The organism is Azotobacter armeniacus (assembly GCF_054779355.1).
The window spans coordinates 61691-85579 of record NZ_BAAGYK010000148.1 but is presented as its reverse complement, the minus strand read 5'-3'; the positions used below and the strand labels follow the sequence as shown (position 1 = coordinate 85579).

General features: G+C 67.3%; 27 protein-coding genes. 12 read left to right on the top strand and 15 right to left on the bottom strand.

Annotated elements, in window-relative coordinates; genetic code table 11:
* Both ACYVD0_RS19660 and argC read right to left on the bottom strand, forming a co-directional pair.
* Positions 1-368 (bottom strand): helix-turn-helix domain-containing protein (locus ACYVD0_RS19660; RefSeq protein ID WP_460428370.1); only part of this gene is annotated, 368 nt, incomplete at its 3' end.
* A gap of 83 nt (positions 369-451) precedes the next feature.
* Positions 452-1486: an N-acetyl-gamma-glutamyl-phosphate reductase gene (gene argC / locus ACYVD0_RS19655; protein WP_460428369.1), complete on the bottom strand. Its 1035-nt coding sequence runs from the start codon at positions 1484-1486 to the stop codon at positions 452-454.
* Between the two features lie 133 nt (positions 1487-1619).
* On the opposite strand from argC, the gene hemJ reads away from it, so the two are divergent.
* From hemJ to coq7, 3 genes are all read left to right on the top strand, one after another.
* Positions 1620-2048 (top strand): CopD family protein, encoded by a 429-nt coding sequence (gene hemJ / locus ACYVD0_RS19650; protein ID WP_460428368.1) that lies wholly within the window; start codon positions 1620-1622, stop codon positions 2046-2048.
* A gap of 136 nt (positions 2049-2184) precedes the next feature.
* On the top strand, positions 2185-2523 hold the full coding sequence (locus ACYVD0_RS19645) for a histidine triad nucleotide-binding protein (protein WP_460428367.1): 339 nt from the start codon (positions 2185-2187) through the stop codon (positions 2521-2523).
* An 83-nt stretch (positions 2524-2606) separates the two neighbouring features.
* The gene (gene coq7, locus ACYVD0_RS19640) at positions 2607-3254 is read left to right on the top strand and encodes a 3-demethoxyubiquinol 3-hydroxylase (protein WP_460428366.1); all 648 of its coding nucleotides are present in this window, start codon (positions 2607-2609) and stop codon (positions 3252-3254) included.
* Between the two features lie 83 nt (positions 3255-3337).
* Here coq7 and speD read toward each other — a convergent pair whose 3' ends face one another.
* Positions 3338-4132, bottom strand: coding sequence for an S-adenosylmethionine decarboxylase (gene speD, locus ACYVD0_RS19635; protein WP_460428365.1), 795 nt, complete (start codon positions 4130-4132; stop codon positions 3338-3340).
* Positions 4133-4349: 217 nt separating this feature from the next.
* On the bottom strand, positions 4350-4772 hold the full coding sequence (locus ACYVD0_RS19630; RefSeq protein ID WP_460428364.1) for an OsmC family protein: 423 nt from the start codon (positions 4770-4772) through the stop codon (positions 4350-4352).
* Between the two features lie 306 nt (positions 4773-5078).
* On the opposite strand from ACYVD0_RS19630, the gene crp reads away from it, so the two are divergent.
* Entirely contained in the window at positions 5079-5726 is a 648-nt protein-coding gene (crp, locus tag ACYVD0_RS19625; protein WP_460428363.1) for a Crp/Fnr family transcriptional regulator, read from the top strand.
* A gap of 43 nt (positions 5727-5769) precedes the next feature.
* Here crp and trpC read toward each other — a convergent pair whose 3' ends face one another.
* The 3 genes from trpC to ACYVD0_RS19610 are packed head-to-tail and all read right to left on the bottom strand — an operon-like array spanning position 5770 to position 8209.
* Complete coding sequence (gene trpC, locus ACYVD0_RS19620; protein WP_460428362.1) at positions 5770-6573, bottom strand: indole-3-glycerol phosphate synthase TrpC; 804 nt, start codon at positions 6571-6573, stop codon at positions 5770-5772.
* Positions 6570-7616, bottom strand: a complete 1047-nt coding sequence (gene trpD / locus ACYVD0_RS19615; RefSeq protein ID WP_460428361.1) for an anthranilate phosphoribosyltransferase — start codon at positions 7614-7616, stop codon at positions 6570-6572. The genes trpC and trpD overlap by 4 nt, the downstream gene beginning before the upstream one ends.
* Positions 7616-8209, bottom strand: a complete 594-nt coding sequence (locus ACYVD0_RS19610; protein WP_460428360.1) for an aminodeoxychorismate/anthranilate synthase component II — start codon at positions 8207-8209, stop codon at positions 7616-7618. The genes trpD and ACYVD0_RS19610 overlap by 1 nt, the downstream gene beginning before the upstream one ends.
* 348 nt (positions 8210-8557) lie before the next feature.
* Here ACYVD0_RS19610 and ACYVD0_RS19605 point away from each other — a divergent pair, with 348 nt between their 5' ends.
* Both ACYVD0_RS19605 and ACYVD0_RS19600 read left to right on the top strand, forming a co-directional pair.
* A complete protein-coding gene (locus ACYVD0_RS19605) occupies positions 8558-8830 on the top strand; it encodes a hypothetical protein (RefSeq protein WP_460428359.1) in 273 nt (90 codons plus the stop codon).
* Between the two features lie 26 nt (positions 8831-8856).
* Entirely contained in the window at positions 8857-9684 is an 828-nt protein-coding gene (locus tag ACYVD0_RS19600; RefSeq protein ID WP_460428358.1) for a tetratricopeptide repeat protein, read from the top strand.
* A 39-nt stretch (positions 9685-9723) separates the two neighbouring features.
* Here the strand turns inward: ACYVD0_RS19600 and ACYVD0_RS19595 are convergent, their stop codons facing one another.
* The 6 genes from ACYVD0_RS19595 to acsA all read right to left on the bottom strand — a co-directional run bounded on the left by ACYVD0_RS19595 (position 9724) and on the right by acsA (position 16416).
* Positions 9724-11154, bottom strand: a complete 1431-nt coding sequence (locus tag ACYVD0_RS19595) for an RtcB family protein (RefSeq protein ID WP_460428357.1) — start codon at positions 11152-11154, stop codon at positions 9724-9726.
* Positions 11151-11408, bottom strand: a complete 258-nt coding sequence (locus tag ACYVD0_RS19590) for an acyl carrier protein (RefSeq protein WP_460428356.1) — start codon at positions 11406-11408, stop codon at positions 11151-11153. The genes ACYVD0_RS19595 and ACYVD0_RS19590 overlap by 4 nt, the downstream gene beginning before the upstream one ends.
* Positions 11409-11418: 10 nt before the next feature.
* On the bottom strand, positions 11419-12561 hold the full coding sequence (locus ACYVD0_RS19585) for a dihydrolipoamide acetyltransferase family protein (RefSeq protein ID WP_460428355.1): 1143 nt from the start codon (positions 12559-12561) through the stop codon (positions 11419-11421).
* A gap of 143 nt (positions 12562-12704) precedes the next feature.
* The gene (locus ACYVD0_RS19580) at positions 12705-13676 is read right to left on the bottom strand and encodes an alpha-ketoacid dehydrogenase subunit beta (RefSeq protein WP_460428354.1); all 972 of its coding nucleotides are present in this window, start codon (positions 13674-13676) and stop codon (positions 12705-12707) included.
* Positions 13673-14659, bottom strand: a complete 987-nt coding sequence (pdhA, locus tag ACYVD0_RS19575; protein WP_460428353.1) for a thiamine pyrophosphate-dependent enzyme — start codon at positions 14657-14659, stop codon at positions 13673-13675. Before pdhA ends, ACYVD0_RS19580 begins: the two co-directional genes overlap by 4 nt.
* Positions 14656-16416: an acetate--CoA ligase gene (acsA, locus tag ACYVD0_RS19570; protein WP_460428352.1), complete on the bottom strand. Its 1761-nt coding sequence runs from the start codon at positions 16414-16416 to the stop codon at positions 14656-14658. The genes pdhA and acsA overlap by 4 nt, the downstream gene beginning before the upstream one ends.
* A 237-nt stretch (positions 16417-16653) precedes the next feature.
* Here acsA and ACYVD0_RS19565 point away from each other — a divergent pair, with 237 nt between their 5' ends.
* The 3 genes from ACYVD0_RS19565 to pncA are packed head-to-tail and all read left to right on the top strand — an operon-like array spanning position 16654 to position 19339.
* Positions 16654-17664, top strand: a complete 1011-nt coding sequence (locus tag ACYVD0_RS19565; RefSeq protein ID WP_460428351.1) for a phosphotransferase — start codon at positions 16654-16656, stop codon at positions 17662-17664.
* Between the two features lie 59 nt (positions 17665-17723).
* Positions 17724-18704, top strand: coding sequence for a ribose-phosphate diphosphokinase (locus tag ACYVD0_RS19560; protein ID WP_460428350.1), 981 nt, complete (start codon positions 17724-17726; stop codon positions 18702-18704).
* Positions 18701-19339: a nicotinamidase gene (pncA, locus tag ACYVD0_RS19555; protein ID WP_460428349.1), complete on the top strand. Its 639-nt coding sequence runs from the start codon at positions 18701-18703 to the stop codon at positions 19337-19339. Before ACYVD0_RS19560 ends, pncA begins: the two co-directional genes overlap by 4 nt.
* 37 nt (positions 19340-19376) lie before the next feature.
* Here the strand turns inward: pncA and ACYVD0_RS19550 are convergent, their stop codons facing one another.
* Positions 19377-20738, bottom strand: coding sequence for a nicotinate phosphoribosyltransferase (locus ACYVD0_RS19550; RefSeq protein WP_460428348.1), 1362 nt, complete (start codon positions 20736-20738; stop codon positions 19377-19379).
* A gap of 114 nt (positions 20739-20852) precedes the next feature.
* On the opposite strand from ACYVD0_RS19550, the gene ACYVD0_RS19545 reads away from it, so the two are divergent.
* The 3 genes from ACYVD0_RS19545 to ACYVD0_RS19535 all read left to right on the top strand — a co-directional run bounded on the left by ACYVD0_RS19545 (position 20853) and on the right by ACYVD0_RS19535 (position 23333).
* Positions 20853-21977: a CapA family protein gene (locus ACYVD0_RS19545; RefSeq protein WP_460428347.1), complete on the top strand. Its 1125-nt coding sequence runs from the start codon at positions 20853-20855 to the stop codon at positions 21975-21977.
* Positions 21978-22256: 279 nt separating this feature from the next.
* Positions 22257-22847, top strand: coding sequence for an NAD(P)H-dependent oxidoreductase (locus ACYVD0_RS19540; protein WP_460428346.1), 591 nt, complete (start codon positions 22257-22259; stop codon positions 22845-22847).
* A gap of 240 nt (positions 22848-23087) precedes the next feature.
* Positions 23088-23333, top strand: coding sequence for a hypothetical protein (locus tag ACYVD0_RS19535; protein WP_460428345.1), 246 nt, complete (start codon positions 23088-23090; stop codon positions 23331-23333).
* A 96-nt stretch (positions 23334-23429) separates the two neighbouring features.
* On the opposite strand, the gene ACYVD0_RS19530 is transcribed toward ACYVD0_RS19535, so the two are convergent.
* Positions 23430-23843, bottom strand: a complete 414-nt coding sequence (locus ACYVD0_RS19530) for an archease (RefSeq protein WP_460428344.1) — start codon at positions 23841-23843, stop codon at positions 23430-23432.
* Positions 23844-23889 lie beyond the last annotated feature (46 nt).

The following is a 23889-nucleotide window of genomic DNA, read 5'->3' as shown; positions in this document are numbered from 1 at the left end:
GCCACCTCGGCGGCCAGGCTCAAACTCCACAGGCTGGTCGGTTTGCCGAAGTCGCGAGGGCTGCGGTGCAGCAAGGCGCGCAAGCGTTCGGTCTGCGTCCCCGCGAGCAGGGGACGGACGCGCTTGGGCCGATGCGACTTCTCCGTCAGGCAAGACACTCCCTCGGCGGCAAAGGCCCGCCGGGTGTTGCGTACGGTTTGCGTGGCGCAGCCGAACAGGGCGGCGATTTCCGTGGCGGTCTTGCCGTCGGCGCTGGCCAGCAGGATCTGGCAGCGCCGCAGCGTGAAGGCTTCTCGGGCACGCAGGCCAGCCTGCAGGGCCTGCCGTTCCTCGGCAGCCAAAGGGCGAACGAATAGAGGTGCTTTCATGGGCCATAGCATCGCTCGACGCCGTATTTTCCACAACTACACCTATGAAACTGCACTAGGCAACCTGCAAGCCAGCCTGGCGATCAGGGCAGCAAGGCGGCATGAGCCAGGCCAAGCCGCTCATCCAGCCCGAAGAGGATGTTCATGTTCTGCACCGCCTGGCCGGAGGCCCCCTTGACCAGATTGTCGATCACCGACAGCACTACTACCAGATCGCCGCCCTGCGGTCGGTGCACAGCGATGCGGCAGACATTGGCACCCCGTACGCTGCGGGTTTCCGGATGGCTGCCGGTCGGCATCACGTCAACAAAGGGTTCGTTGGCATAGCGCTTCTCGTAGAGCGCCTGAAGATCCACTGAGCGGTCGACAACGGTTGCATACAGGGTGGCATGGATGCCGCGGATCATCGGCGCAAGGTGTGGCACAAAGGTCAGCCCGACCTCGCCCTTGGCTGCGCGGCGCAGGCCCTGGCTGATCTCCGGCAGGTGACGGTGCCCCTTCACCGAGTAAGCCATCATGCTTTCCCCCGCCTCGCAGAACAGCGAGCCGACCTTGGCTCCGCGACCAGCGCCACTGACCCCGGACTTGCAGTCGGCAATCAGCCGCGCATTGTCGGCCAGACCGGCCTCCAGCAGCGGCAGGAAGCCCAGCTGGGTGGCGGTCGGATAGCAGCCGGGAACGGCGATCAGACGCGCCACACGAATCTGCTCGCGATTCACTTCTGGCAGGCCGTAGACCGCCTCCGGCAGCAGCTCCGGAGCGCCGTGCGGCTGACCGTACCAGCGGGCCCACTCCTCGGCGTCCTGCAGCCGGAAGTCGGCAGACAGGTCGATCACCTGGGTGCCGGCGGCCAGCAATTCGCCGGCCAGGGCATGGGCGACACCATGCGGCGTGGCGAAGAACACCACATCACAGCCACCCAGAATGGCACTGTCCGGCATGCTGAAGGCCAGCTCGTCATAATGGCCGCGCAGATTCGGGTACATATCGGCGACCTTCACCCCCGTCTCCGAGCGTGAAGTGATCACCGCCACCTCCGCCTGGGGATGCTGCGCCAACAGGCGCAGCAGTTCGACCCCGGTGTAGCCCGTGCCACCAACGATACCGACCTTGACCATAATCCGCCCTCGCATCAAGCCACTGAAAGGGTATCGATAATAAAGCCCCAGCCGGCAGCCGGCCAACCGCCCGGATGACGTACGCCACTGCCAGCTACTAGTATTCCGGGTTTACCGCTATCGGGAGTGCTCCATGCTCTACCTCTGGCTGAAAGCCCTGCACATCATCGCCATCATCTGCTGGTTCGCCGGACTCTTCTATCTGCCGCGCCTGTTCGTCTACCACGCCATGAGCGAGGACCAGACCAGCCGCGAACGCTTCTGCATCATGGAGCGCAAGCTCTACCGGGGCATCATGACTCCCTCGCTGATCGCTACCTTGCTGATCGGCATAGGGCTCATCGCAACAAACCCGAGCTACTACTTTAGCCAGGGCTGGATGCATGCGAAGCTCACGGCGGTCCTTCTGCTGATCGGCTATCACCATGCATGTGGCGCCCAGCTCAAGCGCTTCGCCAGCGGCGAAACCCCGCACAGTCATGTGTTCTTCCGTTGGTTCAACGAAGTTCCGGTGCTCTTTCTGCTGGTCATCGTGATCCTGGTCGTGGTGCGCCCGTTCTAATACACCAGGGAGCAACGGAACAGCCACCCCCGCCGACAAGATCGCTCCGATCTGCCTCCATATCAGCTCGCCACTGGCCGCTCTGGAGCGGCCCCGTTAAACTCGGAGGACCTCACAACAGGCTGGGAGACTGTCCGTGGACTGTCTATTTTGCAAGATCGTGGCCGGGGAGATCCCTGCGCGCAGGCTCTACGAAGATGACCAGGTTGTCGCCTTTCACGACATCGGCCCACAGGCGCCGGTGCATTTTCTGGTTATCCCGAAGCGGCACATTCCCACCCTCAACGACCTGAGCGAAGAGGACAAGCTTCTTGCCGGGCATATTCTCTTCACCGCCCAGCGCCTGGCCAGAGAGCAGGGCTGCGAGGAGGGGTTCCGCGTGGTGATGAACTGCAACGAACAAGGCGGACAAACCGTCTACCACATTCACATGCACGTGCTCGGCCAGCGCCCGATGCACTGGCCGCCGGGCTGAGCGGCTCTGCGCCGCAGCTGCGGCACCCCCAAGCGCCACCCGCCCGGGTTAAACTGCCCGGCATGAATTCTCCCGGAGGCTCCATGGCCAACGAACGCCACTACTCGGCCACAGATCGTCTGCTATTGCAGGCCGATGCCGCCTTGCGCACCCTGCTGCCCTTCAGCGGCAAGCCCTATCGTCCGTCACCGGCACAGAGCGAACCGGAGACTCAACTCGACGCCAGCAAGGCCCGCCACGTCGCCGGCCTGATGCGCATCAATCATACCGGCGAGGTCTGCGCCCAGGCGCTCTACCAAGGCCAGTCGCTGACGGCCCGACTGCCGCAGGTGCGCAGCGCCATGGAGCAGGCCGCCAACGAGGAGGTCGATCACCTGGCCTGGTGCGAACAGCGTATCCGCGAACTGGACAGCCGCCCCAGCCTGCTCAATCCGCTGTTCTACGGTCTGTCCTTCAGCCTCGGCGCAACTGCCGGCATAATCAGCGACAGGGTCAGCTTGGGCTTCGTCGCGGCGACCGAGGACCAAGTCTGCAAGCACCTGGACGATCACCTGGGTCAACTGCCGGAGGAAGACCGGAAATCCCGCGCCATCCTCGAGCAGATGCGTATCGACGAGCAGCAACATGCCGCTACCGCTCTCGAGGCCGGAGGCCTGCGCTTCCCGGCGCCAGTCAAATTCGGCATGTCCCTGCTGTCCAAGGTGATGACCAATACCACCTACCGAATCTGAATGGCACAGAATCTCGTGTAACACAAAGGGCACCGCGGCGCCCTTTGTATTTTCAAGCGCGAGGTCTGAGGCCTGCCGCCACCTCAGTGCGGCATATTGCGCGCATAGAAGATTTCCAGCATTTCGTGACGCAGGCGCTTCTCCACCTGCTTGCGCTGCTCGGCGGAGAGGTTGCGAGTGGCATCACCGAACAGATAGTTGTCCAGGTCGAAGTCCTTGAGCAGCATCTTGGTGTGAAACATGTTCTCCTGATACACGTTCACGTCGGTCATCTGGTAGGCCGCACGAGTATCTGCGGAGAGATACTTCTGGATCGAATTGATCTCATGATCGATAAAATGCTTGCGGCCCTCCACGTCGCGGGTGAAGCCGCGCACGCGATAATCCACGGTGACGATGTCCGAATCGAACTGGTGGATCAAGTAATTAAGCGCCTTCAGCGGTGAAATCACCCCGCAGGTGGACACATCGATGTCCACCCGGAAGGTAGCCAGGCCATCGACCGGATGGATTTCCGGATAGGTGTGCACGGTGATGTGGCTCTTGTCCAGGTGCGCCAGAATGGTTTCCGGCAGCGGCCCCGGCGACTCTTCGATCTGGCTTTCGGTCGGCTCGACCGGCTGCTCGGAGATCAGGATGGTCACGCTGGCGCCTTGCGGATCGTAGTCCTGACGGGCGATGTTCAGCACATTGGCGCCTATGATGTCGACAACATCGGTGAGAATCTGCGTCAGCCGCTGGGCATCGTATTCTTCGTCGATATACCGGACATAGGCTTGCTGGTCTTCCGGCGTTTCCGCGTAGCAGATGTCGTAGATGTTGAAGCTCAAGGTCTTGGTCAGGTTATTGAACCCGTGGAGCTTGAGTTTGCTTTTCACCGTTTGGAAACTCTCAGTCGATGCGGCCCCGCCGCGTGATTGGGCGTGCCCGTCAGATGCGCGGGAAGCATCTGCGTGGGACGGTTAACACCTCTTCGCATTGGCGATTATGGTTGTGCTGCCGGGGTCTTGATGCCCTCGAAAATGGGGGCGAATTATGCAGAGCCACGCGTCGCGATGCCAGTGCCCACAACACTTTCGCGATGTCCGGGACAACTCAGCCGAGCTCAACGATCTCGTGGCCGTGGCTGATCTCCACCCCGGCGCGTCCCAGCATGATGGACGCGGAACAGTATTTCTCCGCAGACAGCTCCACCGCCCGCTTGACCTGCGCCTCCTTCAGCCCCCGCCCCTTGACCACAAAATGCAGATGGATCTTGGTGAATACCTTGGGGTCCTCGCCAGCCCGCTCGGCATCCAGGAAGGCCTCGCAGCTCTCCACTGCCTGCCGCGACTTCTTCAGGATGCTCACCACATCGAAGCTGGAACAGCCGCCCAGGCCGAGCAGCAGCATCTCCATTGGCCGGATGCCAAGGTTGCGCCCGCCATTCTCCGACGGGCCATCCATAACAACCGCATGACCGCTGCCGGACTCGCCGATGAACATGGCTTCGCCGGCCCATTGAATGCGCGCTTTCATCGCCAATCCCCTTGTTGAAAATGCCGCGGAGTCTAGCACAGCGTCCCCTGCTCACTGCCGCAGCCAGAAAGACAGGAAAGACAGGAAAGACAGGAAAGACAGGAAAGACAGGAAAGGAAGACAGAAAGACAGGAAAGGAAGACAGAAAGACAGGAAAGATTGGGAAAGATGATCGCTCCATCACAAATCGGAGCCGGCATGGCACATGCTTCTGTTAAGCTGCCATTAGTTTGCTGGCACACTTACTCCACAAGTAGAAAAACGCCAGATGACAAGGACCAATTTTCATTCCAAGGGGAATCCAGCGTGGTCGCTTTCACCCTTCTTCCGCCCAAACTCAACAACCACGATAAACTGCTCGCCCATTGCCATCGGCGCCGCTATACCGCCAAGAGCACTGTTATTTACGCGGGCGACCGGTGCGAAAGTCTGTTCTTCATCATCAAGGGTTCAGTCACCATCCTCATCGAGGATGACGACGGGCGCGAGATGATCATCGCCTACCTGAACGTCGGGGACTTCTTCGGCGAAATGGGATTGTTCGACAAGGAAGGCAGTGAGAAGGAGCGCAGCGCCTGGGTCCGTGCCAAGACCGAATGCGAAGTGGCGGAGATCAGCTACGCGAAGTTCCGCGAACTGGCCCAGCAGGACCCGGAAATCCTCTATGCCCTCGGCCGGCAGATGGCCGACCGCCTGCGCAACACCACCCGCAAGGTCGGCGACCTGGCCTTCCTCGACGTCACCGGACGCGTGGCGCGCACCCTGCTCGACCTGTGCAAGCAGCCCGACGCCATGACCCATCCCGACGGCATGCAGATCAAGATCACCCGCCAGGAAATCGGCCGCATCGTCGGCTGCTCGCGGGAAATGGTCGGCCGCGTGCTGAAGAGCCTGGAGGAGCAGGGTCTGGTCCACGTCAAGGGCAAGACAATGGTGGTCTTCGGCACTCGCTGACAGCCCCTCGGGCCCGGCGCGCAACACACCGGGCCGGCACTCCTCAGCTCTCCGGGAAAAACAGCCGGCGCAGCTCGGTACCCGGCTTCTCGGCACGCATGAAAACCTCGCCGACAAGGAAGGCATACACGCCGCTGACCTCCATCAGTTCAACATCGGCACGGTTGAGAATGCCACTCTCGGTAATCACCAGACGGTCCCGTGGCACCTTCGGCAGCAGATCGAGAGTGGTTTCCAGGCTCACCTCGAAGGTATGCAGGTTGCGGTTGTTGATGCCGATCAGTGGCGTCTCCAGCTGCAGCGCCCGCTCCAGCTCGGCGCCATCATGTACCTCCACCAGCACGTCGAGGCCGATTTCCATGGCGGTGGCGGCCAGCTCCATCATCTGCGCATCGCCCAGTGCGGCGACAATCAGCAGCACACAATCGGCCCCCAGCGCGCGGGCCTCGACCACCTGATAAGGATCGATGAGAAAATCCTTGCGGATCACCGGCAGGCTGCAGGCCGCGCGGGCCTCCTGCAGATAGGCGTCGCTGCCCTGGAAGAAGTCCACGTCGGTCAACACCGACAGGCAGGTCGCCCCACCCTCCTCATAGCTTTTGGCGATCTCCGCGGGAACGAAGTGCTCGCGCAGCACACCCTTGCTCGGCGAGGCTTTCTTGACCTCGGCGATCACTGCCGGCTGCTTGCGCCCGACCTGCGCCTGCAGGGCCACGGCAAAGCCGCGCGTGGCGCTGGCGGAACGGGCCAGCGCTTCGAGTTCGGCGAGCGGGACGAGGACGCTGCGCTCGGCGACTTCCTCGGCCTTGCGGGCGATGATCTTTTCCAGAACGGTTGGCAGACTCACGCTTGATTCTCCTGACGAAAGACGGCGGTAATGGATACCAGCTCCTCCAGCTTGTCGCGCGCCAGCCCGGTGTGCAGGGCGTCGTGGGCCAGCGCCACACCCTCCTTCAGGGTGCCGGCCCGGTCGGAGGCATAGAGCGCGGCGCCGGCGTTGAGCACAATCATCTCGGCAGCCTTCTGGCCGCTCACGGTCTTGCGCCGACCGAGGGCATCGCGAATCAGCGCCAGCGACTCCTGCGGCCCCTCCACATTGAGACCGATCAGGCTCTGGCTCTTGATGCCGAAGTCTTCGGGCTGGATGAGATATTCGTCGATTTCGCCGTTCCTCAGCTCGGCGATATGGGTCGGCGCGGCCAGGCTGATCTCGTCCAGGCCGTCCTGGGCATGCACCACCAGTACATGCACACTGCCCAGACGCGCCATCACCTCCGCCAGTGGCCGACACAGCGCCTGGCTGAAGACGCCGAGTACCTGATGCTTCACCCCGGCCGGATTGGTCATCGGCCCAAGCATATTGAACAGCGTGCGCAGGCCGAGTTCGCGGCGCGGCCCGATGGCATGCTTCATCGCTCCATGGTGGGCGGGGGCGAACATGAAGCCGACACCGACCGACTCGACGCAGCGCGCTACCTGTTCGGGAGTCAGGTCCAGATAGACCCCGGCAGTCTCCAGCAGATCGGCGCTGCCACTCTTGCCGGAAACCGCGCGGTTTCCGTGCTTGGCCACCCGGCCACCGGCCGCCGCGACAACGAAGGCCGCTGCCGTGGAGACGTTGAAGATGTTCATGCCATCGCCACCGGTACCGCAGGTGTCCACCAGGCGCTCGGCATCGATCCGCACCGGCGCGGCCAATTCGCGCATGGCCTGGGCAGCACCGACGATCTCGTCGATGGTCTCGCTCTTCATGCGCAGGCCCATCAGGAAGGCGCCGATCTGCGCGTCGGTACTCTGGCCGGTCATGATCTGACGCATTACGTCGTGCATCTCCGCCGTGCTCAGGTCAAGGTTGTTGGCCACCCGGTCCAGGGCCTGCTTGATGTCCATCAGCGCACGCCTCCGCTCTGCTTCAGGAAGTTGGCGAACAGCTCGTGTCCCTGCTCGGTGAGGATCGACTCGGGGTGGAACTGCACACCCTCGATGTTCAGGGTCTTGTGCCGCAAGCCCATGACTTCATCCACCGAGCCGTCCTCGAACTGGGTCCAGCCGGTTATCTCCAGACACTCGGGCAGGGTTTCGCGCCTGACCACCAGGGAATGGTAGCGGGTTACGGTGAGTGGGTTGTTGAGGCCGGCGAATACCCCCTGGCCCTGATGGAACACGGGGCTGGTCTTGCCGTGCATGGCCACCCGCGCGCGCACCACCTCGCCACCGAAGGCCTGGCCGATGCTCTGGTGGCCAAGGCAGACGCCGAGGATCGGCAGCTTGCCGGCGAAATGGCGGATCGCCTCCAGCGAAACCCCGGCCTCGCTGGGCGTGCAGGGTCCCGGCGAGACCACCAGACGCTCCGGGCGCAGGGCCTCGATCTCGGCGATGCTCAGCTCGTCGTTGCGGATCACCTTGACTTCCGCCCCCAGCTCGCAGAGATAGTGGACGACGTTGTAGGTGAAGGAATCGTAGTTATCGATCATCAGCAGCATAGTAGGCGTAACCCCTTGATTCACTGCGTCCGGATGAAAGGCCCCGATCCGTTGTCCGCTTGAGAGGGCTCGTCGGCGAGCCGGGAACGGGGCGTCATGAAGCGTCCGGCCGAGCCGGAAGGAGAGGGATCAGGCGCGCCAGCGCCAACGGGCGTGGGCCTTGACGACTCGCATCAGAAGGGTGCTGCTGGATGTCACGGAAATGTCTCGCCTTGCTGTCGGGGCACAGTAGCCCAGGCCCGATCGGCCTGCAACCGGACTATACCAGAGCGCGCGGCCCGGCAGCGCCGGCGTGAAGCGGGCACGGTATGATCGCGTCCGTTTTTCACTCTTGCAGAGGCAACTCCAGTGAGACCACGCAAAGCACTGGCGGCGGCAGCCCTGATCGCCTTGGCCGGCAGCACGCCTGCGGCCTTCGCTGACTCGTACCCTCAAGACATCCACGAGGCGGAAAAGCGCCGCCAGGAAATGCACAGGGAATACGACAAGGCCGAGATGGAAGCCCGCCGGGAACACCGCAAGGATCACGAGGAGATGCAACGCGAGGCCCGCAAGCATGCTGAGGAGATGCGCCGGGAGCGGCGCAAACAGGCCGGGGAGCACTGGCGAGAAGATCACTGAGGCCGAGACGACGGTTCACCGACATGATGAAAACACCCTACAGGATTTCCGGCCTGTGGCCGGCACTGCTGCTCTGCACAGTCGGCTCGGCCTTGCCCGCCAGCGCTGCCGAGGAGCGAAACGCCACCCCAGCCCCGGCAGTGCTGTCCCAGCAGGAAAACCAGGCGGTGGTTTCCCTATTGAAAAGTGCAATCGAGGAGTTCGGCGCCGGGCGACCCGATCAGGCTGCGTCCGCTCTGGAACGGGCACTGCGCATCGAGCCGAACAATGCCATCCTCTGGCACTACCTGGGGCAGACCCGCCTGCATCAGGGCCACTATCAGGAGGCCGACTCCCTGGCCGCCAAGTCCAACACCCTGGTCGGCGACAACGACGCCTTGCGGGCGCGCAATGCCTGGCTGATCGGTGCCGCCCGGCAAGCCACCGGCCAGAATCGCACCCCGACGGTCGCCGACAGCGAGCGACTACCCCTGCAACAGCGGCTCGACGAGGAAATCGAATGGCGCCGGCAAGCCGAGACCGAGATCGCCGCCCTGCGCGAACGGCTGGAACAGGCCCAGGCGCAATGCACGGCATCCAGCCAGGCGCCGATGCCCTCCTCAAGACAGTCCGCCACGACCGGGCAGAGCCGCGGGGAGTCCTACCTGGAATGGTCGCAGGCCGATACCCAGGAGACCGCGCTCGGCGTGGACCATGACCGGAACGCGTCACCGGTCCCGGCCAGCCACTGGCCGCCACCGGGCCAGTGCCGCATCTGGTTCCCGGACCGTCCGCCGGGGCATCAGCCGCCGCCCGGCGACTGCCGGACGCTGAAGCGCCAGCTCCCCGCCGGCGCCTGGCTGGTCGGCTCCTGACTCACCACTGGCCAGCCTCGCTCCGGGCCGGCCAACTTCTCATCCCTTGATGCACACCAGCGGCTTGAGCCGCGCCACCCGCACCGCCAGCCCCGCCTGCTCGGCCGCCTCGACCACCGTGGCGACATCCTTGTAGGCCAGCGGCGCCTCCTCAGCCACACCGCGCATACTCGGACTGCGAATCAGGATGCCACGGGATGCCAGCTCATCCACCACCGCACGCCCCTGCCAGCGGCGCAGCGCCTCATGGCGGCTCATCGCCCGGCCGGCGCCGTGGCAGGCCGAGGCGAAGGCGTGCTCCCCGGTGCCGGCCGCGCCGGCAAGGACCCAGGAAGCGGTGCCCATACTGCCGCCGATCAGCACCGGCTGGCCGACCTGGCGGTACTCCGCCGGCAGCTCGGCATGCCCCGCGGCGAAAGCGCGCGTCGCCCCCTTGCGGTGGACGAACAGCCGCCGATGGCGCCCCCCGAGGACGTGACGCTCCTCCTTGCAGGTATTGTGCGACACGTCGTAGAGCAGCGGCAGGTGAGTGCCGGGAAACACCTCGGCAAAGGCCTGGCGAGTCAGGTGAGTGAGGATCTGCCGGTTGGCCAGGGCGCAGTTGATCGCCGCACGCATGGCGCCGAGATAACGCTGGCCCAGCTCGGACTTCAGCGGGGCGCAGGCCAGCTCGCGATCCGGCAGGGCGATGCCCGCCTGCGCAGCGGCAATCACCATCGCCCGCAGATAGTCGGTGCCAATCTGGTGGCCCATGCCCCGCGAGCCGCAGTGGATGGTCACCAGCACGTTGCCTTCGGCCAGATCATAGGCCTGTGCCGCCTTCGTATCGAACAGCGCGTCCACCACCTGCACTTCCAGGTAGTGGTTACCCGAGCCGAGGGTGCCCATCTCGTCGCGCTGGCGCTTCTTCGCCTGCTCCGAGACGGCGGAAGGCTCGGCGCCGGCCATGCAGCCGGACTCCTCGATGCGCGCCAGGTCCGCCTCGCTGCCGAAGCCTTCCTCGACTGCCCATTTCGCGCCACCGCGCAGCATGGCCGTCATCTCCGCCGCCGTCAGGCGCAGCGCGCCAGTACTGCCGAGGCCGGCCGGGATGCGCCGGTAGAGCACGTCGGCCAGGCGCGTCTTCACCGCCTCCACGTCGGCCAGCTTGAGCCCGGTATGCAGGCTACGCACCCCGCAGGAGATGTCGAAGCCCACGCCGCCGGCCGACACCACCCCCCCCTCCTCGGCGTCGAAGGCCGCCACCCCGCCGATGGGAAAGCCATAGCCCCAGTGCGCATCGGGCATGGCGTAGGCGGCATCGACGATGCCGGGCAGACCGGCGACGTTGGCCAGTTGCTCGCCGACCTTGTCATCCATTGTCTCAATCAGCTCGCGCGAGGCGAAGATCACCCCCGGCACGCGCATCGCCCCATGGGCCGGCAGCTCCCACTCGAAGGGACCGCGCTGGCGGAATTGTGAGAGGCTCATGGTCGGTCTCCTGTCAGCCGCTGTGCGCAGTAGGCGATCAGCGCATCCAGCGTGGTCAGTTTCTGGTAGTCGGCCTCCGGAATGCTCACTCCGAGCCGCTGGTGCAGGGCGGCGAGAAAGCGCAGCCAGTCCATAGAGTCGAGGTCGACCTCGTCGCGCAGCGGGCGGTCGCAGCACAGGGTTTGCGGTTCGACTTCCGGGGCGATGCCCTGCAGGGCTTCGAATACCTGCTGGCGGATCTGCACTTCGTCCATTTTCGATTCCTCACAGGCTGTCCGGGGTCTGCAGGCGGCGGCGGACCTCGGCGAGAAAGCGTGCGCCGTAGCGGCCGTCGCTGGCGCGGTGGTCGGCGGCCAGGCTGAACAGGGCGGTAGGCATCACGCACAACCGCCCCTCCTCCACCCAGGGCCGCTCGGCGATGCGGCCGACGCCGACCAGCGCCACCTGCGGCGGGTAGATCACGCCGAACACGCTGTCGACGCCCTGGTCGCCGAGCTGGGTGACGGTCAGGCTGGCATCCGACAGCTCGGAGCTGCGCAGCGAGTAGCTGCGCGCGCGCTGCACCAGGTCGCCCAGCTCGCTCATCAACTGCTCCAGCGGCTTGTCGGCGACGTCGTGCAGCGCCGGGGCGATCAGCCCGCCTTGGCGCAGGGCGATGGCCACGCCGAGGTGGATGCCGGCGGCCGGGTGGAAGGCGCCGTCCAGCCAGAAGCCGTTGAGTTGAGGGTAGTCGCGCAGGGCCAGGGCGATGGCCTTGAGCAGCAGCACGCCGGGAAGCAGGCGCTGCTCCGGCGGTAGCTCGGCGTTATGCGCCGAAAGCCAGGCCAGCGCGGCGCCCAGTTGCACCGTCTCACCCAGGTAGTAATGGGGAATCTCGCGCTTGGAGCGGCTCATGGCTGCGGCGATGGCCTGGCGCATGGCGACCTGGCGATCGCCGGGCGCAGCTTGGCTGGCAGCGGCCTCGACGTCCTCCAGAGTCACTGCGTCCTGCGGACCCGTTCCGCGCAGGGTGTTGGCATCGATGCCCAGCTCGACGGCGCGCTTGCGGGCGGCCGGCGAGATGCGCGGGCGACTGGCCGGCGCGGCGACAAGGATAGCGGTGGCTGGCGCGGGCACTGTCTCAGGCGGTTTCGCGGTGCGCTCCGGCCGGCGCACGGTTTCCGCGCTTTCCCCTGCCTCCAGCAGGGTGGCGATCGATGTGCCCACCGGCACCTTCTCGCCGGGCTGGATCAGCAGATCGAGCACGGTTCCGTCCTGCCAGCACTCCACGTCCACCGCCGCCTTGGCGGTGTCGACCACGGCGACCACCTGACCGCGCCTGACCGCGTCGCCCGGCGCGATCCGCCACTCGAGCAGGGTGCCCTCGTCCATGTCGGCGCCGAGGGAGGGCAGCTTGAATTCGATCATGGGTCCCTCTCACCAATGTTGATCAGATGGCTCCCACGCTCCTGCGTGGGAGCCCGGGGCCGGGCGCTCCGCGCCCTCGGGAGACCGGAGCGCCCCTGACGGCATGCCTACGCGGGAGCCTGGGCACGATCAGCGCCGTGATGTCAGCCCAACAACCCCCGCGCCGCTGCAACAATGCCCGGCACCTGCGGCAGCGCCGCGTCCTCCAGGTGCTTGGCGTAGGGTATCGGCACTTCCAGGCTGCACACCCGAGCCGGCGAGGCGTCAAGCTCGTAGAAGCCCTGCTCGACGATGCGCGCGATGATCTCGGCGGCCAGGCTGCCGCTGCGCCAGCCCTCGTCGACCACCAGGGCGCGGCGGGTCTTGCGCACCGAGGCGAGGATGGTGGCGTCGTCCAGCGGGCGCAGCACGCGCAGGTCGATCACCTCGGCGGAAATGCCTTCGCCGGCCAGCTGCTCGGCTGCCGCCAGGGCCTTGACCAGGGTGCCACCGTAGGCGATCAGGGTCAGGTCGCTGCCCGCGCGGCGCACCCGTGCCGAGTGGATGTCCACCACTTCGCCCGCGTCCAGCTCGCCCTCGACGTTGTACAGCGCGCCATGCTCGAAGATCAGCACCGGGTCGGGGTCCTGCAGGGCCGGCCAGAGCATGCCGCAGGCATCCTCCAGGGTGGCCGGGGTGAGGATCTTCAGCCCGGGGATGTGCGCGTACCAGCCCTCCAGGCTGTGCGAGTGCTGCGCCGCCAGCTGGCGCCCGGCGCCGGTGGCCATGCGCAGCACCAGCGGCACCGAGAACTGCCCGCCAGACATGTGCCGCAGGGTCGCGGCGGTGTTCATCAGCGGGTCCAGCGCCAGCAGGCTGAAGTTCACCGTCATTACCTCGACGACCGGCCGCATGCCGCCCAGCGCCGCGCCGATGCCAGCGGCGACGAAGCCCAGCTCGGACAGCGGCGTGTCGCGGATGCGCTGCTCGCCGAACTCCTCGAGCAAGCCCTTGGACACCGCATAGGTGCCGCCGTAGCGGCCGACGTCCTCGCCCATCAGGAACACCCGTGGATCGCGGCTCAGCGCCTCGCGCAAGCCCTGGCGCAGCGCCTCGCGGTAGGTGGTGCGGCTCATGGCTGCTGCTCCGGAGTGTAGATGTCGCGCAGCAGATCCTCGACCGGCTCCAGGCTGCCGGCCTCGGCGAAGGCCACCGCCGCCTCCACCTCGGCCGCCGCCTCAGCCTCGAGGGCAAGAAAGCCCGGCTCGTCGAGCAGCCCCTGGGCCTTCAGTTGCGTGCTGTAGGAGTGGATCGGCCCGCGCTTCTTCCACTCCTCCACCTCGGCCTTGTCGCGGTACAGCTCGGGGTCGAACATCGAGTGGGCGCGGAAGCGGTAGGTCCGGAATTCGAGAAAGCAAGGCCCGTGGCCGGCGTGCATCTGCTCCACCGCCGCACGGGTCGCCTCGTGCACGGCGACCACGTCCATGCCGTCCACCGAGCGGGCCGGCACCTTGAACGCCTGCACCTTGGCGCACAGGTCGGTCTGCGCCTGCGAGCGCGCCAGGGCGGTGCCCATGGCGTAGAGGTTGTTCTCGCAGCAGAACAGCACCGGCAGCTGCCAGAGCGCGGCCAGGTTCAGCGCCTCGGCGGCGCCGCCCTCGGCCAGCGCGCCTTCACCGAAGAAGCAGGCGGTCAGCCGCGGGCCGCCCTGCATGCGCTCGGCCAGGGCCAGGCCCACCGCCAGCGGCAGCCCGCCGGCGACGATGGCGTTGCCGCCGAAGAATCGCGTCTTGGCGTCAAACAGGTGCATGGAGCCGCCGCGCCCGCGTGAGCAGCCCTCCTGCTTGCCGTACATCTCGGCCATGATCGCGGTCATCGGCACGCCCTGAATCAGCGCGTGGCCGTGCTCGCGGTAGGTGGCGACAATGGCGTCATCCGGCGCCAGCGCGTGCAGCGCGCCGGCCGCCACCGCTTCCTCGCCGATGTACAGGTGCAGGAAGCCGCGGATCTTGCCCTCGCCATACAGCTCGGCGGCGCGCTCCTCCAGACGGCGGATGCGCAGCATGTCGCGCAGCAGATGCAGGGCGAACTCGGTCGGATAGGGCACCGGCACACTCATGACGGATTCTCCAGGGTCGAGGTGTCGCCTTCCGGCAGGCCCAGCTCGCGGGCCTTGAGCAGGCGGCGCATCAGCTTGCCGCTGCGGGTGCGCGGCAGGCTCGGCAGGAAATCCAGCTCCTTGGGCGCCACCGCCGCGCCGAGGCACTTGCGCGCGTGGCCGAGCAGCTCGTCATGCAACTCCGGGCTGGGTTCGAAGCCACTCTTCAATGAAACGAAGGCCTTCACCGTCTCGCCGAGCAGCGGGTCGGGCTTGCCGATCACCGCCGCCTCGGCCACCGCCGGATGCTCGAGCAGCGCACTCTCCACCTCGAAGGGGCCGATCAAGTGGCCGGCGGACTTGATCACATCGTCGCCGCGGCCGACGAACCAGTAGTAGCCGTCGGCATCGCGGCGAGCCAGGTCGCCGCTCAGGTACCAGTCGTCGACGAAGCAGCGCTGGTAGCGTTCCTCCTGGCCGAGATAGGCGCGGAACATGCCGGGCCAGGGTTGCTTCAGCGCCAGCTCGCCGATGGCCTCATCACCCAGCAATTCCAGGCTGCCGTCCTCGCGGCGCCGGACGATGGCCGCCTCGATCCCCGGCAGCGGTTTGCCCATGGAGCCGGGCCTGATCGACATGGCCGCGGTGTTGGCCAGCATGATCCCGCCGGTCTCGGTCTGCCACCAGTTGTCGTGGATCGGCAGGCCGAGCACCTCCTGGCCCCACCACACCGCTTCCGGGTTGAGCGGCTCGCCGACGCTGGCGACAAAGCGCAGCCCCGGATAGCTGTGACCTTGCGCCAGCTCAGCGCCGGCCTTCATCAGCAGGCGGATGGCGGTGGGCGCGGTGTACCAGACGCTGACCCGCTCGCTTTCCAGAATGGCGTACCAGCGCTCGGCGTCGAAGTCGGCGCAGTCGACCACGCTGGTGACGCCGAGCAAGAGCGGGGCGAGGATGCCGTAGGAGGTGCCGGTGACCCAGCCGGGATCGGCGGTGCACCAGAACACGTCCTCCGGGTGCAGGTCGAGGGCATACTTGCCGGTGACGTAGTGGATGAGCGCCGCGCCATGCACGTGCAGCGCGCCCTTCGGCGTGCCGGTGGTGCCGCTGGTGAAGTGCAGCAGCGAGGGGGTGTCGGCGGTGGTCGGGGCAACCTCGAAGATATCGGAGGCCTCGCCCAGCAGCCGATGCAGGTCATGGGTGCCATCGACCGCGACCGGCCCGCCCTCCTCGTCGTAGAGCAGCACATGCTTCAGCAACGGCAGCCGGTCGCGGATCGCCGCCACCTTGCGCCGGTACAGCGCCACGCTGGTCAGCAGCACGCTGCCCTCACCCAGGCGCAGACGGGTTTCCAGCGGCTCCGGGCCGAAGGCGGAAAACAGCGGCGAAACCACGCAGCCGCACTTGAGGCCGCCGAGCACGCCCAGGTACAGCTCCAGGCCGCGGTTGCACAGTACGAACAGCCGCGCCCCGGACTCGATGCCGAGCCTGTTCAACAGATTGGCGAAGCGGCTGGTCAGCCGGCCCAGCTCGCCGTAGCTGACCTCGCGGCGGCGGCCGCCCCGTTCGAGCAGGCGCAGGGCGACATGTGCGCGGCGCAGCCCGGCGGCATGCCGGTCCACCGCCTCGAAGGCCAGGTTCAGCCCGCCGCCGGACAGGCCGCTGAGCCCCGCCGCCTCCGCTTGCCAGGAGAAGGCTGCGCGGGCCGCAGCCGTGTCCGGCCAGTTCGGCACCAGGCGCAGTTCGGTAGGGGTTTTCTCTATGATGGCCGAACGCATGAGCTTCTCCTCCGCGCGCAGCGCATAAGGCTCGGCGAAAAGGGGCGAGCGATCCTAATTTCAGAGTAGACCGCCACGGAACTCGCCCGAGATCCGCAGGAGGACTTTGCCAGGCGGCTGGTCCAGACTGCTCAGACGGCCGCCCTCCCCTGCGGCGGCCCTCACCACCCGGAGGGACAGGGACACCATGCCAGCCCCGCGTCACGCCGAGGATCGGCCGGCCACCACGGAGTGCCCATGAGCGGCCAGGCGGAGGTCATCGCCTTTCTCTCCCGGGCCGACAGCTACGGCGCGCCCGACGGCCACGTCGAGCGCATCGAGACCCACGGCTCGCTGGTCTTCCTGCACGGCGACCGCGCCTACAAGCTCAAGCGCGCCGTGGCCTACGCGGCGCTGGACTATCGCCGTCTGGACAGCCGCGAACGCGGCTGCCGTGCCGAGCTGCGCCTGAACCGGCGCACCGCGCCGGAACTGTATCTGCAGGTGCGCTCGATCAACCGCGGCGCGGACGGCCGGCTGCGCTTCGACGGCGCCGGGCCGGTGCTCGACTGGGTAGTGGTGATGCGGCGTTTTCCCCAGGAGGCACTGTTCGAGAGCATGGCCGTCGCCGGGCACCTGACCCCGGCGCTGATGGACAGCCTGGGCGCGGAGATCGCCCGCTTTCACGCCGGCGCCGAGATCACCCCGGCGTTCGGCGGCCCGGACGCGGTCCGCCAGGTCATCGAGGAAAATCATCGGGAACTGTGCCGCTATCCGGAATTGCTCGACGCCAGCGCCCTGGACGCCCTGCACCGCGCCTCGCTGGCCGCCCTCGCGGCCCAGGCCGCGGAGCTCGACCGGCGCCGCCGCGAAGGCCGGGTGCGACGCTGCCATGGCGACCTGCGGCTGGCCAACGTCTGCCTGCTCGACGGCCGGCCGACCCCCTTCGACGGCATCGAGTTCAGCGACCGGCTGAGCTGCATCGACGTACTCCACGACCTCGCCTTCCTGCTGCTGGACCTGCAGCACCACGGCCTGACCACGCTGGCGACGCGCCTGCTCAAGAGCTATCTGGCGCATGTCGCCGAGCCTGAGGACTACCGTCCCCTGCCGCTGTTCCTCTCCCTGCGCGCTGCCACCCGCTGCTTCACCCTGGCCTGCAGCGCCCGGCGCCAGCGCGACCCGACGCTGTCCGCCGACAAGGCCCGCCAGGCCCGCGCCCTGCTCGAGCGGGCAGCGGCCTGCCTGCGCGGCGACGGTCTGCCTTGACCGCGCAAGGAAAAGAACAGGCACAATGTCCAAACTCTACCGATGCCAAGGAGCCCCCCATGTCCACGGAACTTCCCCTGCTCTTCGCCCTGCACGGCAGCGAGGACTACGCCGGCCGCGTCGCGCAACGCCTCGGCCTGTCGCTGGCCGCCCACGAGGAGCGCGAGTTCGAGGACGGCGAGCACAAGAGCCGGGCGCTGGAGTCGGTCGAGGGCCGCGAGGCGGTGGTCTTCCACGCGCTGTATGGCGACGACCGGCACAGCACCAACGACAAGCTGTGCCGCCTGCTGTTCCTCTGCGCCTCGCTGAAAGATGCCGGCGCCCGCCGCGTGCAGGTGGTCACCCCCTACCTGTGCTACGCACGCAAGGATCGCCGCACCAAGTTCCAGGACCCGATCATCACCCGCTACGTCGCCGGCCTGTTCGAGAGCTGCGGGGTGGACCGGCTGACCACCCTGGAGGTGCACAACATCGCCGCCTTCGACAACGCCTTCCGCGTCCCCACCCACAATGTGGAAGGCGCCGCGCTGTTCGCCGAGCACTTCGCCCCACTGTTGGGCGCGGCGGAGGTGGTCGCGGTGTCGCCCGACGCCGGCGGCGCCAAGCGCGCCGAGCAGTTCCGCCAGGAGCTGGAGCAGCGCATCGGCCGCCCGGTGGGCAGCGCCTTCATGGAGAAATACCGCAGCGACGACCAGGTCAGCGGCTCGCTGCTGGTCGGCGAGGTGCGCGGCAAGGTGGCGATCATCGTCGATGACTTGATCAGTACCGGCGGCACCCTGCTGCGCGCCGGCCAGGCCTGCCAGGCCGCTGGCGCCACGCGGCTGTTCGCCGCCGCCGCCCACGGCCTGTTCACCGGCGGCAGCGAGCTGCTCGACAGCCCGGTGTTCGAGCGCATCGTGATCTGCGACAGCGTGCCGCCGTTCCGCCTGGCGGCGGACCTGGCCGCACGGCGGCTGGAAATCCTCGACTCCACCACGGCGGTAGCCGCGCGGTTGACCGAGGAATACCGCCTGTCCCCCATGGCGGAGATGCCGGCATGAAGCGGCTGCCGCCGCCCGGCGAGGGCGACCTGCTGCTGGTGATCGACCTGCAGAACGACTTCTGCGCCGGCGGCGCACTGGCCGTGCCGGACGCCGACGAAGTGGTGCCGGCGATCAACCGCCTCGCGGCGGACTTCGCTCATGTGGTGCTGACCCAGGACTGGCACCCGCCAGGCCACCGGAGCTTCGCCAGCAGCCATCCCGGCCGCAGTCCGTTCGAAGCCGTCCAGCTGGCCTACGGCGAGCAGACCCTGTGGCCCGACCACTGCGTGCAGAACACCCCTGGTGCCGAGTTCCACCCCGAGCTGGCCATCCCCCATGCCGAGCTGATCCTGCGCAAGGGCTACCGCGCCGAAGTCGACTCCTACTCGGCGTTCCACGAGAACGACCGCTGCACGCCCACCGGCCTGGCCGGCTACCTGCGCGAACGGGGCATGCGCCGGCTGTTCCTCGCCGGCCTGGCCACCGACTTCTGCGTGCACTACACGGCGCTGGATGCGCGCCTGGCGGGTTTCGAGACGCTGCTGCTGCTCGGCGCCTGCCGCGCCATCGACCGCGAAGGCTCCCTCGCCGCGGCGCTGAGTGCGATGCGCGCGGCGGGGGTGGAAATCGTCGGGCAGGAGGAGCTGTCGTAGGGCACCCTACGATTACGCGCCGGCGCCGGCGTCGCCCTCAACCCCACCCGACCAGCCGGTCGGCCGTCTCGGCCAGGTCGCGCACCGCATCGCTCACCGTCACCGAGTAGCCCGGCGCCGGCTCCAGGCCTTGCAGCACCGGCGGCAGGCTGTCGAGCTGGCGCAAGGCATGGGCGCGCACGTCCGCCAAGGGCGGCGAGGGCGCAAGGCGCCGGCCGTCGCGCATCACTGGCTGGATCAGCGCCTGCCCCTCGCCCACCTCGCCGTCCAGCATCAGGCTGTCGCCGCAGCAGTGCCCGGCCTCGTCATAGCGCCGCCAGACCTGCTTGCGCCCCGGCCAGGTAGCCTTGCCCTCCGAGCGCTTGCGCCGCGGCTGGCCGGCGTATTCCTGCAGCTTGTAGGCACAGTCCAGGGCCGGCGCGTCGCTGGAGGTGTCCAGCCGGGTGCCGACGCCGAAGCCGTCGATCGGCGTGCCCTCCGCCACCAGCCGTTGAATCAGGTACTCGTCCAGGTTGCCGCTGGCGAAAACGGTCACGCCGTTCAGTCCGCCCCGATCGAGGATGGTACGTACCTTGCGCGCATGCTCGCCGAGGTCGCCGCTGTCCAGGCGTACCCCATGGATGCGGATGCCGGCCGCGGCCAGGCGCGGGGCCAGCTCGACCACCTTCTGCGCCGCCACCTCGGTGTCGTAGGTGTCGATCAGCAGCACCACCGACTGCGGCAGACTGCGGGCGAAGTGCTCGAAGGCCTCTGTCTCGTCGGCGTGGGCCTGGACAAAGGAATGCGCCATGGTGCCGGCCAGCGGGATGCCGAACTGCGCGCCGGCCAGCACCGTGGCGCTGGCGTGGAAGCCGGCCAGATAACCGGCACGGGCGGCCAGCAGCCCGGCCTCGGCGCCGTGGGCGCGGCGCAGGCCGAAGTCCACCAGTCGCTTGCCCGGCGCCGCCAGCACCACCCGCGCCGCTTTGCTGGCGATCAGCGTCTGGAAGTGCAGCAGGTTGATCAGCCGCGACTCCACCAACTGCGCCTCGGGCAAGGGCGCGGTGACGCGCAGGATCGGCTCGTCGGCGAAGAACGGCGTGCCCTCGGCCATGGCCTGCACCTCGCCGGTGAAACGCAGCCCGGCCAGGTAGTCGAGGAAGGCCGTGCGGAACAGGCCCAGGCCGCTCAACCAGTCCAGCTCGGCCGGGGCAAAGTGCAGCCCCTCCAGGTAGTCGAGCGCCTGTTCCAGCCCGGCGGCCAGGTAGAAGTTGCGGCAGGCCGGCAGCTGGCGGGCGAAGAACTCGAACACCGCGGTGTCGAGCATGTCGCGCTCGACATAGCCCTGCAGCATGGTCAGTTGGTAGAGGTCGGTGAGCAGCGCGCCGGGATCGGCGAGGCGTGGCGGATCGAGCGGCATGGAGCATTCTCCTTCGCAAATGATGGCGGCCCGACGGCCGGTCGCCGCGGCTCGGCACGGGCGGGTCCGTGCAGGCCAGACTGGAAGGGAACTTGGCACATCCGGGAGGCGCGCATGTCCAGCACCAGGCTCTTTCTCTCCGGTGACCTGATGACCGCCCGCGGCATCGACCGCATCCTGCCCTATCCCGGCGATCCCCTCCTCCATGAAGCTTATGCCAGGTACGCCGACGACTATGTGGAACTGGCCGAACAGCGAAATGGCCCCATTCCCCGCCCGGTGGACTTCGCCTACGTCTGGGGCGTGGCCCTGGCCGAGCTCGAGCGGCGCCACCCGGATGTGCGCCTGGTCAACCTGGAAACCGCGGTGACGGCGCGCGGCTGGCCGCAGCCCAAGGGCATCAACTACCGGATGAACCCGGCCAACCTGCCGGTGCTCGCGGCGGCCGGCATCGACTGCTGCGTGCTGGCCAACAACCATGTGCTGGACTGGGGTGAGCAGGGCCTGCTCGACACCCTGCACAGCCTCGACACCTGCGGCCTGCGCCACACCGGCGCCGGGGCGGACCGCAAGCGCGCCGAAGCGCCGGCAATCCTGCCGCTGGCTGACGGTGAGCGCCTCTTGGTGTTCGCCTTCGCCGGCCCGGGCTGCGGCGTGCCGCTCCACTGGGCGGCCGGCGAAGGACAGCCGGGCGTCGCCTTGCTCGAGGATTTCTCGCCTGACAGCCTGCAGCGGGTGGCGCGGCGCATCCAGGCGACCAGAAGGCCCGGCGACCGGGTCGTCGTTGCCCTGCACTGGGGCGGCAACTGGGGCTTCAGCGTCCCCATCGAGCAGCGGCACTTCGCCCACGCCCTGATCGACGAGGCCGGCGTCGACCTGGTCCACGGCCACTCCTCGCACCATGTCAAGGGCATCGAGGTGTACCGCCAGCGGCTGATCCTCTACGGCTGCGGCGACCTGCTCGACGACTACGAAGGCATCGACGATCACGATGCCTGGCGCGGCGACCTGGGTCTGCTGTACTTCGCCGACCTGGGCGCCGACGGCCGTCTGCAGGCCCTGGAACTGGTGCCCACCCGCCAGTGGCGCTTCAGCCTGCGCTACGCCGAAGGCAAGGACCGCCAGTGGTTGCGGGACACCCTGAACCGCGAATGCGCACGCTTCGGCTGCCGCCTGTGCGACGGCGACGGCGACGGCGACCGGCGCACCTTCCGCCTCGGATGGCCTGCCGCAGCCTGAGCCTCCTGTGGAGCGGCCTTTGGCCGCGATGTTGGTGGAAAATCGCCCTACGCATGGTATCGAGCTCCGTAGGGTGGGTAGCCGCGCAGCGTTACCCACCAACGGCACCATCGCGGCCAAGGCCGTTCCCTCGGGGGTCCGAGCCCCCAATCCATGATTTCAAATCACAGGTTCTGTTCCCCTTCCCCGGCTTAATGCCGCCGGCCGTTTCTCCGATACTGGCCACCATCCCGGCCGCCCCCCTTTGCGGCGACCCTGACCCTCTGTTCGGAGAGCTCCATGAAGATCCTGCTGATCAACGGCGGCCAACGCTTCGCCCACTCGGGCGGGCGCCTCAACGACACCCTGCACGAAGCGGCACGCGCCCAGCTCGCCGAGCTGGGCCATGCGCTGGAGGAGACGTGCATCGCCTCTGGCTATGAAGCCGAGTCGGAAGTGCGCAAGATCCTCTGGGCCGACGCCCTGGTCTACCAGATGCCCGGCTGGTGGATGGGCGCGCCCTGGACGGTGAAGAAATACCTCGACGAGGTGTTCACCGCCGGCCACGGCACCCTCTACGCCAACGACGGGCGCAGCCGCCAGGACCCCAGCCGCCACTACGGCAGCGGCGGCCTGCTGCAGGGCCGCCGCTACATGCTCTCACTGACCTGGAACGCCCCGCAGGCGGCCTTCGACGAGCCGGACAACTTCTTCGACGGCCGCGGCGTGGACGGCGTCTACTTCCCCTTCCACAAGTCGCAGGAATTCCTCGGCATGCAGGGCCTGCCCACCTTCCTCGCCACCGACGTGATCAAGGCCCCCGATATCGAACGCGACATCCGCGCCTACCAGGCGCACCTGACTGAGGTGTTCGGCGCGGCCGAACGCTAGGACCGCCGCCCGATGGTTCGCCAGTCCGGTCGGCTGGCGCCATCAGCGGAGCAGCGAGCTTGGGTCGCCCAAAGCGCCAGGGACTGAGCGGCCCGTTCATCGCCGGAGCTGAAACCCTGCGGGCTTGACTTCACGTCCCCTCGTCGGTTTCAAGCCAGAAACACCAGCACAGCTTCGCAAAGGGAGGATAGTGAATTGGCAATCTCACGTTGAGATGTGCCTAACTCGGGAGGAATCGATATGAAACGACGCGATTTTCCAGACCATATCGCTTGGAGTGAGGCCCGCATGAACGGGGACCATGCCTTGGCATTCGTTGCCACCCAGTCCCGTATCCCTGAGGCAGGAATCCATTTCCACCTCGTCTATGACGGTTCGCACTTCTCCCGACTGTCGGAAGCCACCGAAGCTGCAGACGATGCGCTCGGCAAGCTGGTTCGTTTCGAGAGAAGCGACGATCCGATCTTCAGCTCGGCACTCTGTTGACTTCCTCAGCCATCAGGCGGCCATCAAGGCTGTCTTGATGGCTCTCCTACGCCACGGGAACCAATGGCCTCGGCCGCGACACCCGACCACGCCCGCTCAGACGTCCACCACCGCCTGCGCCAGCCACTGACCGTCAGCCTGCTGCGCCACCTTCAGCTCGCAGAACGACACCCCCTTGGCCTCCGCCGCCGGCTGGTGGCGGGCCACCTCCAGCGGCTCGCCCCAGGCCGAGGCGTGCAGCCGGGTGCCCTCGATGGCCAGCTCGAAGCGCGAAAACAGCAGGTGCCGGGTGGCCATCTCGAACACTAGGGCATTCAGCCAGTCCACCAGCAGCAGCTCGAGATCCGGCGCCGCGCACTCGATGGCCACCGCCTGGCGAGGCGCTACCGCGGCCGGATCGCAGATCGCTGCAGTCAGGGCCGTCGCCGCTCCGGCGAAGGCCTCGGCCAGGGTCGCGCCGGTGCCGCGCACGCCGATGTCGGCTTCGTGGGAAAAGGTCTGCCAGCGCATGGAGTGGGCCTGATGGGCTGATGTGGACAGCGTAGCTCCTCCGCCC

Bases quoted from the DNA above. Each gene is read 5' to 3' on its own strand.
- hemJ (WP_460428368.1), top strand. From the start codon at position 1,620: ATGCTCTACCTCTGGCTGAAAGCCCTGCACATCATCGCCATCATCTGC.
- pncA (WP_460428349.1), top strand. From the start codon at position 18,701: ATGAAGCGGCTGCCGCCGCCCGGCGAGGGCGACCTGCTGCTGGTGATC.
- trpD (WP_460428361.1), bottom strand. From the start codon at position 7,616: ATGGACATCAAGCAGGCCCTGGACCGGGTGGCCAACAACCTTGACCTG.
- ACYVD0_RS19545 (WP_460428347.1), top strand. From the start codon at position 20,853: ATGTCCAGCACCAGGCTCTTTCTCTCCGGTGACCTGATGACCGCCCGC.
- ACYVD0_RS19550 (WP_460428348.1), bottom strand. From the start codon at position 20,738: ATGCCGCTCGATCCGCCACGCCTCGCCGATCCCGGCGCGCTGCTCACC.
- argC (WP_460428369.1), bottom strand. From the start codon at position 1,486: ATGGTCAAGGTCGGTATCGTTGGTGGCACGGGCTACACCGGGGTCGAA.
- acsA (WP_460428352.1), bottom strand. From the start codon at position 16,416: ATGCGTTCGGCCATCATAGAGAAAACCCCTACCGAACTGCGCCTGGTG.
- ACYVD0_RS19630 (WP_460428364.1), bottom strand. From the start codon at position 4,772: ATGAAAGCGCGCATTCAATGGGCCGGCGAAGCCATGTTCATCGGCGAG.
- ACYVD0_RS19590 (WP_460428356.1), bottom strand. From the start codon at position 11,408: ATGGACGAAGTGCAGATCCGCCAGCAGGTATTCGAAGCCCTGCAGGGC.
- ACYVD0_RS19530 (WP_460428344.1), bottom strand. From the start codon at position 23,843: ATGCGCTGGCAGACCTTTTCCCACGAAGCCGACATCGGCGTGCGCGGC.
- ACYVD0_RS19610 (WP_460428360.1), bottom strand. From the start codon at position 8,209: ATGCTGCTGATGATCGATAACTACGATTCCTTCACCTACAACGTCGTC.
- ACYVD0_RS19585 (WP_460428355.1), bottom strand. From the start codon at position 12,561: ATGATCGAATTCAAGCTGCCCTCCCTCGGCGCCGACATGGACGAGGGC.
- ACYVD0_RS19580 (WP_460428354.1), bottom strand. From the start codon at position 13,676: ATGAGCCGCACCACCTACCGCGAGGCGCTGCGCCAGGGCTTGCGCGAG.
- ACYVD0_RS19595 (WP_460428357.1), bottom strand. From the start codon at position 11,154: ATGAGCCTCTCACAATTCCGCCAGCGCGGTCCCTTCGAGTGGGAGCTG.
- ACYVD0_RS19560 (WP_460428350.1), top strand. From the start codon at position 17,724: ATGTCCACGGAACTTCCCCTGCTCTTCGCCCTGCACGGCAGCGAGGAC.
- ACYVD0_RS19540 (WP_460428346.1), top strand. From the start codon at position 22,257: ATGAAGATCCTGCTGATCAACGGCGGCCAACGCTTCGCCCACTCGGGC.
- ACYVD0_RS19535 (WP_460428345.1), top strand. From the start codon at position 23,088: ATGAAACGACGCGATTTTCCAGACCATATCGCTTGGAGTGAGGCCCGC.
- ACYVD0_RS19565 (WP_460428351.1), top strand. From the start codon at position 16,654: ATGAGCGGCCAGGCGGAGGTCATCGCCTTTCTCTCCCGGGCCGACAGC.
- coq7 (WP_460428366.1), top strand. From the start codon at position 2,607: ATGGCCAACGAACGCCACTACTCGGCCACAGATCGTCTGCTATTGCAG.
- ACYVD0_RS19600 (WP_460428358.1), top strand. From the start codon at position 8,857: ATGAAAACACCCTACAGGATTTCCGGCCTGTGGCCGGCACTGCTGCTC.
- pdhA (WP_460428353.1), bottom strand. From the start codon at position 14,659: ATGAGTGTGCCGGTGCCCTATCCGACCGAGTTCGCCCTGCATCTGCTG.